Origin of the sequence: Chryseobacterium luteum, assembly GCF_000737785.1 — a bacterium.
GTDB classification, from domain to species: domain Bacteria; phylum Bacteroidota; class Bacteroidia; order Flavobacteriales; family Weeksellaceae; genus Chryseobacterium; species Chryseobacterium luteum.
Genome location: NZ_JPRO01000015.1, coordinates 22,410 through 39,508, shown reverse-complemented (window position 1 = coordinate 39,508; position 17,099 = coordinate 22,410). Strand labels below are relative to the sequence as shown.

Genomic DNA, 17,099 nt, shown 5'->3' with positions numbered 1-17,099 from the left:
AAAATCTGCGTATCTGCCAAATCAGCGAGATTTTAAAAATTTAAACAGCCCCACTATAAAACCATCCGGAAACGTGAAAAACACACTCAGCTTAATCACCTTATTATTTACCTTCATTCATTTATATTCTCAAAATACATATGTCTTTTTCGGTTCATTTAACCGGGATAAAGCAACCGAAGGATTGTACGTCTATAAACTGGATACCATAAAAGGAAAGCTATCCAAAGTAACTTCTTTGAAGGGAATCTTAAACCCATCATTTCTGACCTTATCGGCAGACGGCCAATACGTTTTTGCCTGTACGGAAAGCAAAACACCCAATGCAGGAAGTGTCAGCAGCTTTAAATTCAACCCCAAAGATGAAACCCTTACGTTTATCAACAGCCAGAAAAGTGGCGGTGAAAACCCGGTGTATGCAGCCGTTCATCAAAACGGGAAATGGCTGGTTAATGCCAACTATACAGAAGGCAGCGTTTCTGCATACCCATTGTCTGAGGACGGAACTATACAGCCCTATGTACAGAATTTCCATTTTTCGGAAGGAAGCATCAATAAAGACAGGCAGGATAGGTCGCATGTTCATGCAGCCGTTTTTTCTCCGGATTTCAAACAGCTGTTTTTACCCGATCTGGGGGCCGATAAAATCAGGTCTTATATGTTTGACAGCGATAAAGCTGAACCATTGCAGCCGGCAAAACAATCTTATATCCCATCCACTTCAGGAAGCGGACCAAGACATTTTACGTTTCATCCCAATGGTAAATTCGCCTATTGCATTGAAGAATTATCAGGAAGCGTGAATGCCTATCAATATGAAAATGCTGCTCTGAAAAGTATTCAAAGAGTAAATACCCATACCAACGAATACAAAGAAGATTTTGAAAGTTCCGACATTCATATTTCGCCTGACGGAAGATTTTTATACGCATCCAACCGCGGCTACGAAAATAATATAGCCATTTTATCAATTCTTGAAGACGGAACCTTAAGAAACATTGGTTATCAGCCGACTTTCGGAAAACAGTTAAGGGTATTTGACATTGACCAGGCGGGAAAATTCTTAATTACAGCCAGTGCAGCCAGTGGGAATGTTGTTGTATTCAAACGTGATCCCGAAACAGGTTTATTAAAAAAGGCAGGCAGAAAAATAAAAATTCAGGGAGCTTCCAGTGTGAAAATCAGAAAGTATTAATTTTTCTAATATAAGATAAGCTTATTTAAACTTTTAATTTTTTAGGGAATAAATTCGCTTTTTATCAAAAGAACATCTTCTTCCATTTTGCGACCGTATTCCTGCTCAGTTTGAAATGGTGCGCCAACTGACTGTTGTTCAGTTTGTTTTTTTTCTGATAATCCAGTATTTCAAAAATCGTTTGGCGGTCATAAGAACGGTGCTGCTGGTTGAATGCCTCGGTCTCCGTATTTTTTGTTCCAAAAATCTTATCATTTAGCTGGATAATATCCAGTAAGGAGAGTTCTTTTTTTTCCAGCAATGTCCGGCATTCTTCTTTTTTATGAGGATATTTACGGTCCAGAATATCCTGATAAATACGGTTATAATCCGGCTTTGTTTGTGTATCAATGATTCTCATTTTTTTATATTAAAGATACTTGTCAGATGTATTTTTAAATAAATTGTCAGTTACGGCAAGCTTCCCGACAGGCTACTTACCCTAGAGAACAAACTCTGTGGCAAGACATCCAAAATGACCTGTAAAACAATTATTCATATCGGATATTTTTCAAAACACCTGCCCGGGAAAACCTTACAGGTGTTTGTGCTTAGTAAGTATGATAAATTAAGTGCGGGACTAATCCTGCATTCTGTGACCACTTAATTAATTAAGTTCAGATATGATTTTATATTTTTTACGGTTTTACATACAACGCATTACCCACTTTAAACAAACCACCGGGTGGCAATGCTGAACTAAGACCAAGTGCTTCTGATCCAAAACTTGGCAAACCTTCTATAATAACAGGAGTAAGATCTGCTGCCTTAGCTTTGATAACATGTAAAGACGCCTTTGGATTGACTTCTGCAACTCCAAAATACCCTTTTTGATCGCCCGTGTTCACAACTACTTGATTTGCAGCGCTGTCATTACCGTTGATCACTAACCTATTGTCTGCTATCACAAAAGCTACATTTGACCGCAAAGTGTTACCGGTTTTAAAATCAAAATAAACATTGTTGCTACTTGCGCCTATTTCTACACTACCGGTAGCACCAGAACCATTTTTGAAACTCGCTGCGGCAATTCCTGACATGGCATCTGCACCTACTACCTGTAACCTGTTTGTTATTGCATTTGAACCGGTACCAATACCTAAGTTACCATCCGGATCAAGTCTCATTTTCTCCGCAGCTGCTGTACTTGCTGTGGTAAAAAAACGAAGGTCGTTTCTACGGTTTGTACCATTTCCAACATAGTTAGACATAATTTTTGAGCCATCACCATTAGTAAAGCCTGTCGAAGAATAATAATCAAAAAGGTAAGATGCAATGACATCGCCAGGCTGTAAAGCTTGCGGACCGGCTTTTGATCCTCTCGAACTTCTAAGATTAAATTGAGAGCCGTACTGACCCTGATTACCAACATATTCAGTTAACATAATTCCTGAATTAACAGCCCCTGTACTTTCTCTTACGATCTCCAAAGGTCTTCCCGGTGCATTGGTCCCGATGCCTACATTTCCCATTTGGTAAATATTCTGGTTATTAAGAGTTGCTGGTTCATTTGTAGCCACATCATTCCAGGGCTCTATGCGCATCATTTGCCAAATAGACCCGTCAAAGTAATAATAACCCGCTCTATTGATATTGATGGTTTTTTTGCCGCTCACACCTGCATCAGGACTTGCAGTCGTTGCATAAATGATGGTTCCTGTTTGTCCGGTAGCATTGGTGTATAAAGCGTCTTTGTCTCTTAATTGGGTACCCGTCAGACGGGGTGCTATAAGACCGTCAGTTTTTGCAGGGTTTGCAGGCTCCGCCATCACGTCTAAGGAAGCCTTTGGCATCTCGGTATTTATCCCGACCTGCGCCATTGCCATTGTTGCTCCGATAAAAGCAACACTTGTTAAAAGTTTTTTCATTTCTGTTTTTTTTTATTGTTATGATATAATTTGTTTACCCCGAGAAAATGAAAATCCCGCCGGAGAAAAGTTTTCTGAAACTTCTCCATAAGAGACGATTGGTCAGATAATAGATGTAATGGTGTTTTGAGTTAAGCTGTACTGTGGATTGATAGGTAACATAATTTTAAAATTTTACTCAGACAATTACAAAGTTTCCCGTTGGTATTCTTTTGTGTTTTATAAATTATTTTCAGGTAACAAAGAGAAACATCCAGACGCATAGATACAACTGCTACCCATACATGATTCGGAAATTAATCTATATAATTCCGAATTATACAGGATAGTTTTTTGGCTGCCTGGGTATGCTTTTTATTTTTCCATAGTGCTTTTTGATGATAAATTCTTTTGCGGTGTCGTTTTCAAAAAACAGATACAGTACGGTTTTCCTGCCCAGCCAGTTGATGTGGAGAATGTACGTCCAAACCTCTGCCGGGTAATAATTAAAATCCTGCCCCATTTCTGCCAGAATTTCTTCTTTACTTTTCCCTGCCAAATACTGTAACTTATTCTTTATCATTGCGTGATATATTTGAGCTTGTAATAAAGCATCCTGATTGGTGAACTCTCTGAAAATTTCTTCGGAAAATGGAACAAATGCAACAGTTTCACAACAACTGTGGGTACGGAATCCTGTAATTCCCCTACATAATTCGGAATTATGTAGATATATTTTTTAGATAAGGTTTTATATATTATATTTAAAATCAATGTTTTAAAAACTAAAAAAGCAATATTCATTTATTATAAACACCGATCATTATGATTTGAAAATTTGATTAATATTATATATTTGTGGCACTATGAAAACACAAATACTTTTTTCCTTTACATGTATGCTGATCTGGTCTTTATCTTTTTCCCAGATGCCTGAAATGCCAAAATCCTATGAGATTAAATTGGGGCAATATGAGGAAGAATTAAAAACCAACACGGAAGCAGCACAGAAAAAAATATTGGCTCTGATAGATGAAGCCAAAAAGAAAGAGCTTCATCTTGTGAGCATTCGTGCGTATGAAGTCATTACCTATCATTATTCTACCAGGGATGACAGTCAAAACGCACTGAAATATGCAAAGGCAGCTGTGGAACTTGCAGAGCAGCACAATTATCCTGCAGAAGCTGCGGTGATGTATGGCGTTATCGGGCAGCAATACGGAAGAATGGGGGTAGACGATGATGCAAAAGAATATCTGCAAAAAGGCATAGACCTCATCAAAAAGCCTAAGAATGATGCCGAAAAGCACCATCTGGGAAATCTGTACACCTACCGTATATACACAAAAGAAACAGGAAAAGACAGCATCCGTATCTATCTGAAATATTCAAAACTGGCACTTGCCACATATCTTACCATAGAAAATAAAGACTTGCGCGAAAAGGCCAGTGCGTTGGGATATGGAAATGTGGGAATGTTCTACGGTGAATTGAAACAGTATGATTCTGCCTTTGCAGCACTGAATAAATTACTTGCTCTGAATAAAGGGAAAAATACCTATATGTCCGGTGGCTCTTACCTGCAAAAGGGAACACTTTTTTTGGAAATGAAAAAATTGGATTCAGCAGAAATTAATTTGAAAAAATCTGAAGAGTTTCTCCTGGGAAAAGGATTCATCAATGAAGAAAAAGAACTTTATTCCCAATTTATAAAGCTGTACGAATTAAAAGGAGATCAAAATAAACTGAAAGAATACAAATCTGCCTATCTGGAGCTGGAAAACCGCCAGCAGAAATCCAGACTCAATACCGCTACCGAATTAATAAAAAATGAAAACAAAGAGAAAAAATCTGTGATCTCCAATTTCTATAAAGCTGTAAGCGGGCTTGGCGGAGTGATCATCATCCTGATCATCATTCTGGGGCAACAGAGAAGAAAGCGCCTCAAAGAAAAAGCGGCCTTTGAAGCATTCCGAAAAAACAGAATTTCTGAAGAGAAATATTCTACAGAAAACAATATAACAGAAAATCCAGAAATCAAACCAGCCAACGGAGAAGTACCGAAAAACGACACTCTGAATGAGGAAACCGAGATCAGGCTCTTACAAGGTCTGGAAAAGTTTGAAAAAGAACAAGGCTACAACCAAAAAGGAATTGCACTTGGGAAAATTGCGTCTCAACTCAATACCAACACCAAATATCTTTCTATGGTCATCAAAAATCACAAAGCCGGTAATTTCAGTAATTATATCAATACCCTGCGCATCAATTATATCGTAGATAAAATAGAGAACGCCCCGGAATATAGGAAATATAAGCTGAGCTATCTGGCAGAAGAAACGGGCTTCTCATCAGCCAATGCTTTTTCCAAGGTGTTTAAAGATGTCACGGGCGTTTCACCGTCCTCATATATCAGTCTGTTGGGAGAAGAAAAAACAAATGATTTTACCTAGCCGCGGTCTGATTACATTGAAAATAAAAATGAAGTATAATTCTCCCAGACTCCTGTTTATAAGATTATCAGAGTGTCCTTGTACTTTTTGAGACAGCCTGATGAGCTCAGAAAGCAGATTATTACCTATAAATAATTATTCCCGGAATTGGAATTATCTAACGGATTCTTTACTTTTGACATGATCCGCAGCACCAACTGAAATGGAAGAAGATCCAAAAGTAAATCCTCCCGATTAAAAACTAATTTCTATGACCGGAAAAATGAAAAAAATAGCAGATACCTTTTCCATTGTTTTAGGATTTATTGTTATGGGAGCAGGAATACTGTTCCTTGTCTTCATAGAAAATCCGGTCAGATATTTTTTTTATGTTGTATTTCTGGCGGTTGTTATCAATTTTAAGAGCTTTCCAAACCTTAGAATTGATTTTAAAAAAGTAGCGGGGAATTTTCTTATCACGCTTTGTGTGGCTTATTTATCTTTAATTACCCTCTTATCACTTTCCCCGTTTTTGAAAATTCAGGAATTTAAACTTTCCCACCCGGGCTGGAAACCTGTCAGTGCACAAATAATAAAACCCACAGCTTTATGGGATACCGGGTATAAGCGAGAAGGAAATTCCTACGTAGATGTCTACTATGAATATCTGTCTGACGGAAAACTATATAAAAATTCAGCATCCGAAGCGTTATATCAGTATTATCCCTTATGGAACAGAAAGAAGAGCCACGAGCTGGTCAATGAGTTTTCAAAATCAGTTTCAGAGAAAATAAAGAAAAAGGATTATATCATTTTCAGCGATCCTGATCAACCTGAAAAAAGTAAATTATTTTTGTCCACAGATTTATTTTATTTTCAGGGATCGTTATTTTATAATATGGTAACTGGTATGGCAGCATTACTGCTGATCATTCTGGGACTCACCGCAGCTATTTTTTTAGTGCCATTAAACAGGCAACGGGAGGGAAAAAGAAAATAGATGAAAAAGAAAAATCCTCATGAATAAATTATGAACAATCAGCATTTTTCAATACTTTTGAATGTAACATGACAACAGTTGAACAGCTTTACGAAACATTAGACCAACGCAGACGCCCGGAAGATGTCGCGGAAATCATTATTGAACTGTTGAAAAATAAGCTGACTAAGCATGAATGGACCCTTTTGGAAAAAGCTGCCAAAGGTTCTCTGAAAAGAAGTATGTTCGGGTATACTTCCATGCTCGAAACTTTCGGAACCGCTGCCGGTGCTGAAAAACAGATTACAAAGGCCATTGAAATTTTCAAGATCGCTGAAAGTGAGAAGTCAGATTATAACAATGCTGAAAATATTGAAGCTTTTCTCAACCGGATATCACCTTTAATTCAAAAATCTGTAGGCCAAAACAATTTCAAATCGGACAGGCTTAATAAAATCCAGAGAATAGAAGCTGGGCTGGATATTTCCAAAAGAAATTACAATAAAAAGTGGCGTCTTCTGAAACGGATTGAAAAAAGACTTTACAAATACATCCAGGAATCCAAAAAAATTGAATTCCAGAAAATAGCCAAACATGGGCTTTCCCACACCATAAACCAGCAGGATTTTGAGGCAGATCTGAACACGGCCTGTTTCATAGCCTATTTCAATGCCCGAAGCGGTCTTAGGAGTACATTTACCAATCAGAGCCAGGAAAGACCGTTCGATGAAATATGTGAAATGCTGTTCAACCGATGCAAAGAAAATCCGGACAGAACCAACTGGCAGGCTATTGCCTACATCTATACCACAGAAGAAGTTCTGCAGCATCTTACCGATGAACAGAAGGGAACTCTGCTGGGAAGGTGGACGGAAATCCTTCGGGAAATTGCTGAATTCCTTGGAGAATTATGGAATGAAAACGATATCAACAGGAAAACAATGGCCGTAAAAAAAGGCAACGATTCCACCACATGGAATAATACTGCCGGAGCATGGAACAAAGCCAGAGATAACTGGATGAACCTGATCTATGCCCTGGGAATGGAATATATCCTGGAAGATCTCAGTTTTGGAAAAGTGATGCGCCTGATGGCAGCCGATGTCATCGCATGGCATTTGTCCACCGGCGGAAAACTCGATCCCAATACGGAAGTATGGAATAGGGTACCTTTGCCATGGGAAGTTTTTCAGGGAAAAGAATTCTGCAATAAAAAAATGATCGTGGAAGCCTGCAGAAAAGCGGAGCTGGATCCCGAAAAATCAGGATGGATTGCGCCGCGGACCCATCAGGTAAGCCGGTTTACCCCTACACCGGAATTGGTACACGGAGTGATAGTTTCCAATCCGTTTCTGGCCTCGGTTTTAAGAAAAAATAAGTATTTTTCGGGCAAAGTCTGAAAAACAATACCATAAAGATAGGTTAATTCAGTGGTAGAATTCCCGGCTCTTCACCCGGGCTGACGCAGGTTCGAGCCCTGCACCTATCCCACTTCTGATATAGCTCAGCGGCAGAGCACCCGGCTCTCTTCCGGGAGGACACAGGTTCGAGCCCTGTTATCAGAACATCAGTAAAGACGGGAACGATCAGTTAAAAATATAATGACAAACCGTTTTTAGAATAACACTAAACCAGAAGAGGTATTATGAATATTACGTGTGACCAGTGCAAAGAAACGTTTACAGCATCCGGAGAGCAAATTTCATTCATCTCAGATTCACGGAAAAAAGGGATGCGGTTTATTATGCTTGAATGTCTTTCCTGTTATAAAAGCTTTTCTTTAAATCCGTTAACGATGACTGTACCCGTTCCGGAAAAAACAACGGATGAAGATCTTTTAAGATGCCCATGTGATTCCTGTTACGGGTTGATTTCTTATGTGGAAGATCAAAAACCATTCTGGGGATGCGGGGAATGCGGCAGTGTATGGTTTACTCAATCTGATTTATTTGAAGCCATTGAAGCCAGCATCAAAAAACATCCTTACCGGGCCAAAGTCTACAAGAAAAAAGGAAATAATTTCATGCCTGTTCCATTGGAAAATGAACCGGAAAATTACGAAGAGACCGTAGCCAGAGAATGAAATCCGGAAAACCAATAAAAAATATTATCAAAACGTACAATCATGTTACTAGCCATCTTACTTCCCTTTCTGTCTTTCATGATCCGTGGAAAAATTCTTACCGGAATCATTTGTTTAATTTTGCAAATCACCGTCATTGGCTGGCTTCCTGCTGCCATCTGGGCGGCTTTATCCCTAAACAATGCAAGAGCAGACCGTCGAAATGACAAACTGATCCGGGCCATGAGGGAGAATCAAAGATAAAATCATGTTAATTAAAGTGGGAGTAAATTAAACCTCATAAGTTTTAAAAACCTATGAGGTTGGAGAATTTTCCAAATTATTAAAAAACCTTTGTAAAGCTGTCACAGAAATAATCAATAAAAACATTTGATTATTTTTTATTTAAATTACTACAAAGCATAACATAGTAATGTAAAATAATTATATCTTTGCATAACAAAATAATAATTATGACTCTCAAAAAACTTTTTACAGCCCTGCTGTTTCTGATATTTTTCTGCAATACCATCAATGCGCAGCTGGATGAGAAAAAAACAGATAGTACGATACTTTCAGGGTTTTCTAATAAAAATGAGCCTGGTGGAGCATTCCTTATAGCAAAAAAAGGGAAGATTATTTACCGGAAAGCTTTCGGAAAAGCCAACCTTGAATTGGATGTCAATATGACTCCTGATCATGTTTTCCAGATCGGTTCCATGACCAAGCAATTTACATCCGTAGCTATTCTTATGCTGGAGCAGCAGGGTAAATTAAATGTGAATGATCCTGTTTCAAAATACATTAAAGACTATCCTTCAGGGGATAAAATTACAATCCACCATCTCCTGACCCATACTTCGGGAATCAGGGATTTTACAAAAATGAAAACTTTATCCACCATTGCACAAAAGGAAATGAAGCCTGAAATGATGGTTGATTTTTTCAAAAATGAACCGGTTGATTTTGCTCCCGGAGAAAAATTTGAATACAATAATTCGGGATATGTGGTGTTAGGATATATCATTGAACAGGTTTCCGGACAGACTTATGAAGATTTCATTAAAAAAAACATCTTCGAAAAAGCAGGTATGACACATTCTTACTATGCCACCGACCGCCAGGTTATCCCTAAAAGAGCGTATGGATACCATCAGAAAGAGCACGGATTTGTCAATAAAACCGTCATCAGCTTCAGCGTTCCTTTTTCCTCAGGTTCTTTAATGTCAACCGTGGATGATATGCTGAAATGGCAGCAGGCTTTGAACCAGAATATACTTCTTAATCAGGCAGAAACAAAAAAAGCTTTCCAGAAGTATAAGCTGAACAACGGAGAAGAATTTACTTACGGATACGGGTGGCACCTGAAAGAAATCAATGGAACCCCGGACAGGGAACATGGCGGAAGTATTTTCGGGTTTAAAAGTATGGGCGTTTATATTCCCGGTGAAGATATTTACGTTATAGGATTCAGCAACTGTGACTGCCACTCACCCACAGAAATCACAAGAAACATTGCAAAAATTGCATTGCAGTCCCTTAAAAAATAACTATTGAATGAAAATTAAAACACCAAAAGAAGAATCTTTGAATTTGAGCACTATAATGAAATCTGGCAAAGCCTTAAGCATACCCGGACACTGATAGTGATACATACGGTACCAACAGAAGCCCCGTTTTCTCATTTGAGGACGATTTTTACAGGGAATACTCTACACTTACAGATTTTGAAAAGTATCTCGGCCAGTTCATCGATTTTTATATAGATAACAGATTGAGAATCATTTCTGAAACTAAAACAGCCGTTGATGGTCTTATAGCCCACAATCATGACATTGGTAAAGAAGAAATAAATTATATCAACTACTATGTTGAAATCTTAAACCTATCAACTTATGAATTTAAAATTCATTTTGTGTTTATGTACGGCTATGTTGATTATGAAATTTCTTATCAGTTCCTGTCACCTGAGAACTTTCTTATTACAAAAATAGACCGTATTTTAAGCAATTAAGGCTTAAACTTTCCGTTTCGCTACAGGAAGTATATGTTCCGGAACCTTCACAATCGAAAATAAAACAATAAAAAGACAGATCATATTGACAGCCAAAGCCACCGAGAAAGCAGTATGATAATGCTGCTGTGAAGGTTTCGCTCCAAGAAAATAATAGAAAATACTTCCCACCACAATAATTCCTACAATCGCAGCGGCCTGCTGAAAAGTATTGTAAACTCCCGAAGCATTGCCCACCAGCCCTTCCGGCAGCCCTGATAAAGCAATATTAGCCAACGAAGGGATAATGGATCCCACCCCGATTCCGTGGAAGAACAGCAAAAGACAAAGTACAAAAAAAGGGATTTCCCCGGCAAACAAAAGGATCTGCAGGATAAGGACGGCCATGATCAAAAGCAATCCTGTTACTAAAAATTTTTTACCATATCTTAAAATCATTTTCGCCGAAAACAGGGAAGCCAGAATAAATCCAAAGCCCTGAAAAACAATTATTTCTCCGGCTTCCAGTGATCCTATCCTCAATCCGTCCTGAAAAAACAGCGACAGGATATAAAAATAAGAATCCAGCATAATGAAGAAAAAAGAAACAGCCAGAATACCCAAGTTGAAATTTTTGTAACTGAATAAAGTAAAATCCATCAGGTAAGACTTACCATACTTTAACCTCATTTTTTGGTTTTTGACAAAATGGGTTAAAATAAGTATTGAAATTATAGCCAGCATTATACTTTTGATCTGAATTCCCTGATGTTCAGACATGGTAAGCGCATACGTAAAACAAAAAAGCCCGGCGGCCAGTATCATCACTCCGAAAAAATCAAAAGTTTTTTTTCCGGCTGAGACTTTAGATTCGTTCAATATTTTTTTGCTGAAAAATACAGCCAGCAGACATATTGGAATATTGACCAGGAAAATAAGCCTCCAGGACTCTTCCATCAGTGTCATTGATGAAAAATAACCACCCAGAAACTGTCCCAGGATGGTCCCCGCGCCAATAGTGATCCCGTACCAGCCCATTGCCTTTGTCCTTTCCTCATGTCCGGTAAAAAGCACCTGTATCATCGACAGTACCTGCGGAGACAAAAACGCAGCACTGATCCCCTGGATAAAACGGGAGATCACAAGAACCGCTGCACCCGAAGAGATTCCGCATGCGACAGAACTCAGCATAAAAAATAGCAGACCGGCCACGAATATCTTTTTCCTTCCGTACAAATCTCCCAGCCTTCCTCCTGTAATCAGAAATGAAGCAAAACCGATAAGGTAAGAAGCGATCACCAGCTGCATTTCTCCGTTGGAAGCATGAAGATCACGCTGTATCGACGGAATGGATACATTGATGATGAAAATATCCATGATGGTAAGCAACTGACCGGATAATATTACAATCAATTTCAAATATTTAGCATTCATTTTTATATAGATATATCTATTTTTAAATAGAAAAAAAAATTAAGATAACTGAGCCTTAATCATTTTTTGGATCTGACCAAAAGAATCTGTATTTTTATTGATCGTGGAAGTGACCACAGCACCTTCTATCAAAAGAAAAATCTGTTCTGCCATCATATCTGAATCAATATCATTCTTGCTTTCTGCATATACATTCACCATTGTTCTGATCATTTCTTTCTGTTTTTCCTTGTGCTGTCTGGCAAAACCGGAAACTGCAGGACTGCTGTCTCCCACTTCGGCAACAATTTTTATGAAATGACAGCCTGCAAACTTTGAGGATTGCTGTAGCTTTTTGCGGTAGCCGATTAAAGAAAGTATTTTTTCTCCGGGATCTGAAATTGCAGCGGAATGCTCCTCAAAACCTCTGAACCATTCCGCCTCCTGTTTGATAAGATAAGCCTGGAGAAGATCATTTTTGGATGAAAAGTGATTGTACAGTGATCCTATCGCAATATCTGCCTCAGCAATAATCTGGTTGATCCCGGTTGAATTGAAACCCTGTCTGTAAAACAGATCCGAAGCTACCCTGATGATCCTTTCCTGTACTTTTTCTTTTTTCATTTGAAAATTTTTACAAATATACACCAAAATAGATAAGTCTATCTATTTTACTTTATGTTTTACTTTCAAGTTCATCCATGAAAAGAAATCAAGAGAAAGTTATGAATTTTCGTCACTGAATTTTAAAATTCAAAAAGAAACAGAATTATAATTTATAAATTCGTAAAAACGAACAATAATTCACTGCATAAATATTTTTAATTTTAATCGCTACATATTTTGTATCTTTAGTTACCACTTTACAAAAAGATCATGTGGTACAAAGCAATGGCAAAAGAACTTTATTTTATCAAAACGAATCCTAATATTGCCAAAATCAATCTGTACAATAAACTTTGCCGAGAAGAAGAAAATATCATACGCTTTCTTCATGCGGATGCCAAAGTAAGCCTTGAGATCATCAAAAATAAAGTAAAAGATTCGGTAGAAACCCTTTCTAAAGAGGAGCTTTCAAGCATTCTCAACTGGTTCGGCAGCATTTATCCGGCTGACCATGAAGAAGTCAAAACCCAGCTTTTCATCCACGGAATTGATATCTTTTTTGAAATTCAGGAGGAACAAAATGTAGAAACCTTCCGGGAAATGCTTTCAGATTACGAAAATTATTCTCAGCAGAAACTGGATTTTATGGTAGATGCTCAAAATTTCAACCGGTTCCTTGTCTACGGATTATTTTTCACAGACATTGCACTCAAAGAAAAAGGAAGCTGTACAGTACTTTCTCATTATTTAAAATCAGATTATGCTTCTTTATATACTCTTGCGGAAGATCAGTTCAGGAAAAAAGGTTCTGATGAGGATCAGGATCTTGCCTTGCAGCACTATTTTGCGGAGCTTTATGATCTGACAAAATTTTATAAAGGGTCAATTATTCAGCTTCACACTACATAATTTTTTTAGGATCAGGATCTATTGGCATACTATATTTGGGGATAAAAGGGCTTATTAGAGAAAAGCATTACATAAAGCCTTATTTATAATAATTCTTTATTCTGTCCGGAGGTTTATGGCATAAAATTAGCTTCAAAAGCGCTAAGTAAAATTGTTTTGAAACCTTTATTTTAAACCATTAGGACTAATAAACTGTTAAGAGCAGTAAGTTTTTTCATCAATCTTAACTGGTATGGAACTTTACAGCGGATCTTAATGGTTTAAATATGGGATCAACCTAAAAAAACTTTATATTTACATTATCAATGAAACATTTAAACAGCATATTGCGTCTTCCTTTTTTCAATGAGTATTACTCCCCGGCGAACCGTTCGGGAAGACTTTCTATATCTGTAATCTAACAAGAATAACTTAACTAAATATAGAGCCCGGACAGCATTGTCCGGGCTTTTTTTGTTTTAAAACCTAATACATATGATCAATACATTACAAGAAAATGCAGCCATCATTCTTCCGGAAAACGGTCTGGAACAGAAACTGAAAACCGCTGAGAAGGAAAACAGGAAATTAATTATCAAGCTGGGATTTGATCCTACCGCTCCGGATCTGCATCTGGGGCACGCTGTGGTGCTTAAAAAGCTCAAACAGTTCCAGGACCTGGGACACCAGCTCGTGATTGTTGTCGGAAGCTTTACGGCAAGAATCGGGGATCCGACAGGGAAAAACAAGGCACGGAAACCATTAAGCGCTGAAGAGGTCAGTCGTAATGCTCAAACGTATATCAATCAGCTTTCGAAGATTATTGATGTGGAAAAAGCTAATATTGTCTTTAATTCTGAATGGCTGGATGCGCTGAACTTTTCAGAAGTGATTCAGCTGATGTCGAAAGTTACGGTAGCCCAGTTGATGCACCGTAATGATTTCAATAAAAGGTTTACGGAAAATACTCCGATTGCCATGCATGAACTCATATACCCTATCCTCCAGGGCTTCGATTCTGTACAGATTGAATGTGATATTGAGATGGGCGGAACGGACCAGCTTTTCAACTGTACCATGGGAAGACAGCTCCAGGAAGTTCACCAGATGCCGGCCCAGACTGTAATGTGTATGCCTCTTCTGAAAGGTCTTGACGGTAAGGAAAAAATGAGTAAATCTTTAAACAATATGATCGGGCTTACAGATGAACCGAATGAGATGTTCGGAAAAACCATGTCGATTCCAGACAGCCTGATCGATGAATTCGTTGATCTTGCTTCTGATTTTTCTGCTGAAGAAAAAATTGATTTGAAATTAAAATTAGAGAACGGTGAAAACCCCATGAATATCAAAAAGCTGGTTGCTAAAAATATCATCAGCCAATACCATGATCATTCAGCGGCAGAGCTTGCAGAAGCATTTTTCAGCAGCCAGTTTCAGAATAAAAACTTTGAAGAGAAAGTTTACGAACCTATTTCTTTAGCCTCATTTTCTCACGAAAATACAATGAAAGCAGTGGAATTATGCAGCCGGCTTAAAAGCGAACTCAGTAAATCGGCAATCCGAAGACTGATCCAAAGCGGAGGCATTCAGATTAATAATATCAAGGTCATGGATCCTGATCAGGAAATTGAATTACTTGTACAGACAAAGATCAAAATAGGAAGAAGAGATTTTTTTGAACTGATATAAGTAGAGGTGTTTTTAATATATTTGTTTTCTTAATAAACGGTATGACCACAAAAGAAATTTTCGAAATAATAGAGGAAGAACTCTATATGACGGTTCGGGATTTTGAAATTGAAGAAGACCGGATTTTCTGGAAAGATGCATTCGGGGCCGAAATTGAAATATGCAAGTACAGTACAGCCATCAATAACCAGGGAGTTTTCGCATGGTGGCAGAGTAACGAAGTGGGACACGAACTGGTAAGAATAAAAATAAACAGGGATACCATCATCAATTGGCGCCCCCCGATTAATACAATGGGACAGCCTTCATCAGGAGGATATTTACAGTTTTTTGAAAATTCCCTTGTGACCCAATACCTTGATAAGCACGGTGAAAGGCTTTTTATTTTCAATGTCCATACATTAAAAGCAGAAGAAATTATTACGAAAGGCTTCCGCAAGAAAATAAAATTAAATGGTAATGAGCTGTTTGTCGCAGATTCTTACGAAAATGAATTCATAAAAATTTCCATTTACCCTGACCGGCTGGAAAGAGAAGAGATTGATGAAGCCTATCTGGACCGCAGAAATATAAAATTTGATTAGACAATGAGCTATTTTATGGTCGATATTGAATCGGACGGCCCGATTCCCGGAGATTTTTCAATGGTATGTTTTGGAGCAGTCCTTGTGAATGAGGAACTGGATACTACTTTCTACGGAAAACTGAAACCTATCTCAGAAAAGTTCAATCCGGATGCTTTGGCCGTTTCCGGTTTCAGCAGGGAGGAAACGATGAATTTTGATGATCCCGGGAAAGTCATGACAGAATTTGAAGAATGGATTAAAGAAAATTCTAAAGGAAGGCCCATTTTCATCAGTGACAACAACGGTTTCGACTGGATGTTCATCTGCTGGTATTTTCATCATTTCACCGGGAAAAATCCTTTCGGTTATTCATCAAGAAGGCTGTCTGATCTGTATTGCGGACTGGAAAAAGATACTTTCGCCCAGTGGAAGCATCTCCGCAAAACAGAACATACGCACAATCCTGTAGATGATGCAAGAGGAAATGCCGAAGTTCTGCTGCATATGAAAAATGAAATGGGACTGAAAATAGGCTTGAAATAGTTCAAATTAAACTGCATGGGAAGAAATACCGAAATCTATATGTTCGATAAGGAAAAGGCTTCTGCAAACCTTTATGAGGATCTGCAAAACAGAACCTTCCACACAAGAACGTTTAAAGAATATCTGGAAGACAGGAAAAAAGAAATAGGCACTTATGATATTACCCTTGAAAAAGTGCTGGAAAAGGTCAAAAGTGATATCAACACCATAACGGCTGATGAACTGTTTGAAATCATTCTTTTTCTCTCTGAAGAAATATATTCGGAATCTACAGGGAGTGATTATGCCACAAGGGAAAAATATCTTGAGGAATTGTATGACCGTTATGGACTCATCCTGCTGTATGAACTTCCTACCTCAACGGTTTGTACGAGCTATATGTTTCAATATGGAAACTACACCCATTATTTTCCCATTTATGAACCGGAGAATTATGAATTGGGGAATAGTGATGGCGGCATTAATATAGATTCAAAAAAATTTTTAAAATTTAATGATTATATGATCCTGCTGATGAAAATGATCCTGGATAAAAAAATGGACGGTTATGAGTATGAGTTTACGAAAACTGAGGAAGACATCATCCGGCATATAACGGCAGACCATGAAAATAACCTCATCCTGTTTAAAGAAATTGAACGTGAATGTGACTTTATCAAAGACTGTTCATCTGATGAGAAAGATCCTTACATACAGACTATCTACTATGCGTATGCATTTTTTAAACAGTCCATCGAAATGAAACTGAGAATTGATACAGAAAAAAATCCAAGAATCGTTATCTTAGATTCCTATTAATTCCTGGCAGGTAATAACAAACTGGCTCAAAAACTGGATCTCACTC

18 protein-coding genes and 2 tRNA genes are annotated in these 17,099 nt (G+C 38.0%); 15 read left to right on the top strand and 5 right to left on the bottom strand.

Annotated elements, in window-relative coordinates; all coding sequences use genetic code 11:
* The first annotated feature begins 73 nt into the window (after positions 1-73).
* The gene (locus IX38_RS15710; RefSeq protein ID WP_034706564.1) at positions 74-1,195 is read left to right on the top strand and encodes a lactonase family protein; all 1,122 of its coding nucleotides are present in this window, start codon (positions 74-76) and stop codon (positions 1,193-1,195) included.
* Between the two features lie 64 nt (positions 1,196-1,259).
* On the opposite strand, the gene IX38_RS15705 is transcribed toward IX38_RS15710, so the two are convergent.
* From IX38_RS15705 to IX38_RS15695, 3 genes are all read right to left on the bottom strand, one after another.
* Positions 1,260-1,595: a hypothetical protein gene (locus IX38_RS15705; RefSeq protein WP_034706563.1), complete on the bottom strand. Its 336-nt coding sequence runs from the start codon at positions 1,593-1,595 to the stop codon at positions 1,260-1,262.
* 277 nt (positions 1,596-1,872) lie between these two features.
* Entirely contained in the window at positions 1,873-3,102 is a 1,230-nt protein-coding gene (locus IX38_RS15700) for a hypothetical protein (RefSeq protein ID WP_034706561.1), read from the bottom strand.
* A gap of 316 nt (positions 3,103-3,418) precedes the next feature.
* Positions 3,419-3,664, bottom strand: coding sequence for a hypothetical protein (locus IX38_RS15695; protein ID WP_034706559.1), 246 nt, complete (start codon positions 3,662-3,664; stop codon positions 3,419-3,421).
* 283 nt (positions 3,665-3,947) lie between these two features.
* On the opposite strand from IX38_RS15695, the gene IX38_RS15685 reads away from it, so the two are divergent.
* The 9 genes from IX38_RS15685 (at position 3,948) to IX38_RS15645 (ending at position 10,568) form a co-directional block, all read left to right on the top strand.
* A complete protein-coding gene (locus IX38_RS15685) occupies positions 3,948-5,534 on the top strand; it encodes a helix-turn-helix domain-containing protein (protein WP_084680297.1) in 1,587 nt (528 codons plus the stop codon).
* Between the two features lie 262 nt (positions 5,535-5,796).
* Positions 5,797-6,513, top strand: coding sequence for a hypothetical protein (locus tag IX38_RS15680; protein WP_131368693.1), 717 nt, complete (start codon positions 5,797-5,799; stop codon positions 6,511-6,513).
* 68 nt (positions 6,514-6,581) lie between these two features.
* Positions 6,582-7,892 carry a hypothetical protein gene (locus IX38_RS15675; protein WP_034706554.1) on the top strand — a complete coding sequence of 437 codons (1,311 nt, stop codon included), beginning with the start codon at positions 6,582-6,584 and terminating at the stop codon, positions 7,890-7,892.
* Between the two features lie 16 nt (positions 7,893-7,908).
* A tRNA-Lys gene (locus IX38_RS15670) sits at positions 7,909-7,981 on the top strand.
* A 4-nt stretch (positions 7,982-7,985) separates the two neighbouring features.
* Positions 7,986-8,057, top strand: a tRNA-Glu gene (locus IX38_RS15665).
* 80 nt (positions 8,058-8,137) lie between these two features.
* Positions 8,138-8,575: a hypothetical protein gene (locus IX38_RS15660; protein ID WP_034706553.1), complete on the top strand. Its 438-nt coding sequence runs from the start codon at positions 8,138-8,140 to the stop codon at positions 8,573-8,575.
* Between the two features lie 42 nt (positions 8,576-8,617).
* Positions 8,618-8,818: a YqaE/Pmp3 family membrane protein gene (locus IX38_RS15655; protein WP_228377977.1), complete on the top strand. Its 201-nt coding sequence runs from the start codon at positions 8,618-8,620 to the stop codon at positions 8,816-8,818.
* A gap of 209 nt (positions 8,819-9,027) precedes the next feature.
* Positions 9,028-10,104, top strand: coding sequence for a serine hydrolase domain-containing protein (locus IX38_RS15650; protein ID WP_034706550.1), 1,077 nt, complete (start codon positions 9,028-9,030; stop codon positions 10,102-10,104).
* A gap of 224 nt (positions 10,105-10,328) precedes the next feature.
* A complete protein-coding gene (locus IX38_RS15645; protein ID WP_034706549.1) occupies positions 10,329-10,568 on the top strand; it encodes a hypothetical protein in 240 nt (79 codons plus the stop codon).
* A 3-nt stretch (positions 10,569-10,571) separates the two neighbouring features.
* On the opposite strand, the gene IX38_RS15640 is transcribed toward IX38_RS15645, so the two are convergent.
* Positions 10,572-11,960 (bottom strand): MFS transporter, encoded by a 1,389-nt coding sequence (locus tag IX38_RS15640; RefSeq protein WP_228377976.1) that lies wholly within the window; start codon positions 11,958-11,960, stop codon positions 10,572-10,574.
* Between the two features lie 60 nt (positions 11,961-12,020).
* Complete coding sequence (locus IX38_RS15635; RefSeq protein ID WP_034706546.1) at positions 12,021-12,584, bottom strand: TetR/AcrR family transcriptional regulator; 564 nt, start codon at positions 12,582-12,584, stop codon at positions 12,021-12,023.
* A 252-nt stretch (positions 12,585-12,836) separates the two neighbouring features.
* On the opposite strand from IX38_RS15635, the gene IX38_RS15630 reads away from it, so the two are divergent.
* The 5 genes from IX38_RS15630 to IX38_RS15610 all read left to right on the top strand — a co-directional run bounded on the left by IX38_RS15630 (position 12,837) and on the right by IX38_RS15610 (position 17,053).
* The gene (locus IX38_RS15630; protein ID WP_228377975.1) at positions 12,837-13,475 is read left to right on the top strand and encodes a hypothetical protein; all 639 of its coding nucleotides are present in this window, start codon (positions 12,837-12,839) and stop codon (positions 13,473-13,475) included.
* 474 nt (positions 13,476-13,949) lie between these two features.
* Positions 13,950-15,146, top strand: a complete 1,197-nt coding sequence (gene tyrS / locus IX38_RS15625; RefSeq protein ID WP_034706544.1) for a tyrosine--tRNA ligase — start codon at positions 13,950-13,952, stop codon at positions 15,144-15,146.
* 41 nt (positions 15,147-15,187) lie between these two features.
* Positions 15,188-15,730 carry a hypothetical protein gene (locus IX38_RS15620; RefSeq protein ID WP_034706542.1) on the top strand — a complete coding sequence of 181 codons (543 nt, stop codon included), beginning with the start codon at positions 15,188-15,190 and terminating at the stop codon, positions 15,728-15,730.
* 3 nt (positions 15,731-15,733) lie between these two features.
* Positions 15,734-16,255: a 3'-5' exoribonuclease domain-containing protein gene (locus IX38_RS15615; protein WP_034706541.1), complete on the top strand. Its 522-nt coding sequence runs from the start codon at positions 15,734-15,736 to the stop codon at positions 16,253-16,255.
* A 15-nt stretch (positions 16,256-16,270) separates the two neighbouring features.
* The gene (locus IX38_RS15610) at positions 16,271-17,053 is read left to right on the top strand and encodes a hypothetical protein (RefSeq protein ID WP_034706540.1); all 783 of its coding nucleotides are present in this window, start codon (positions 16,271-16,273) and stop codon (positions 17,051-17,053) included.
* Positions 17,054-17,099 lie beyond the last annotated feature (46 nt).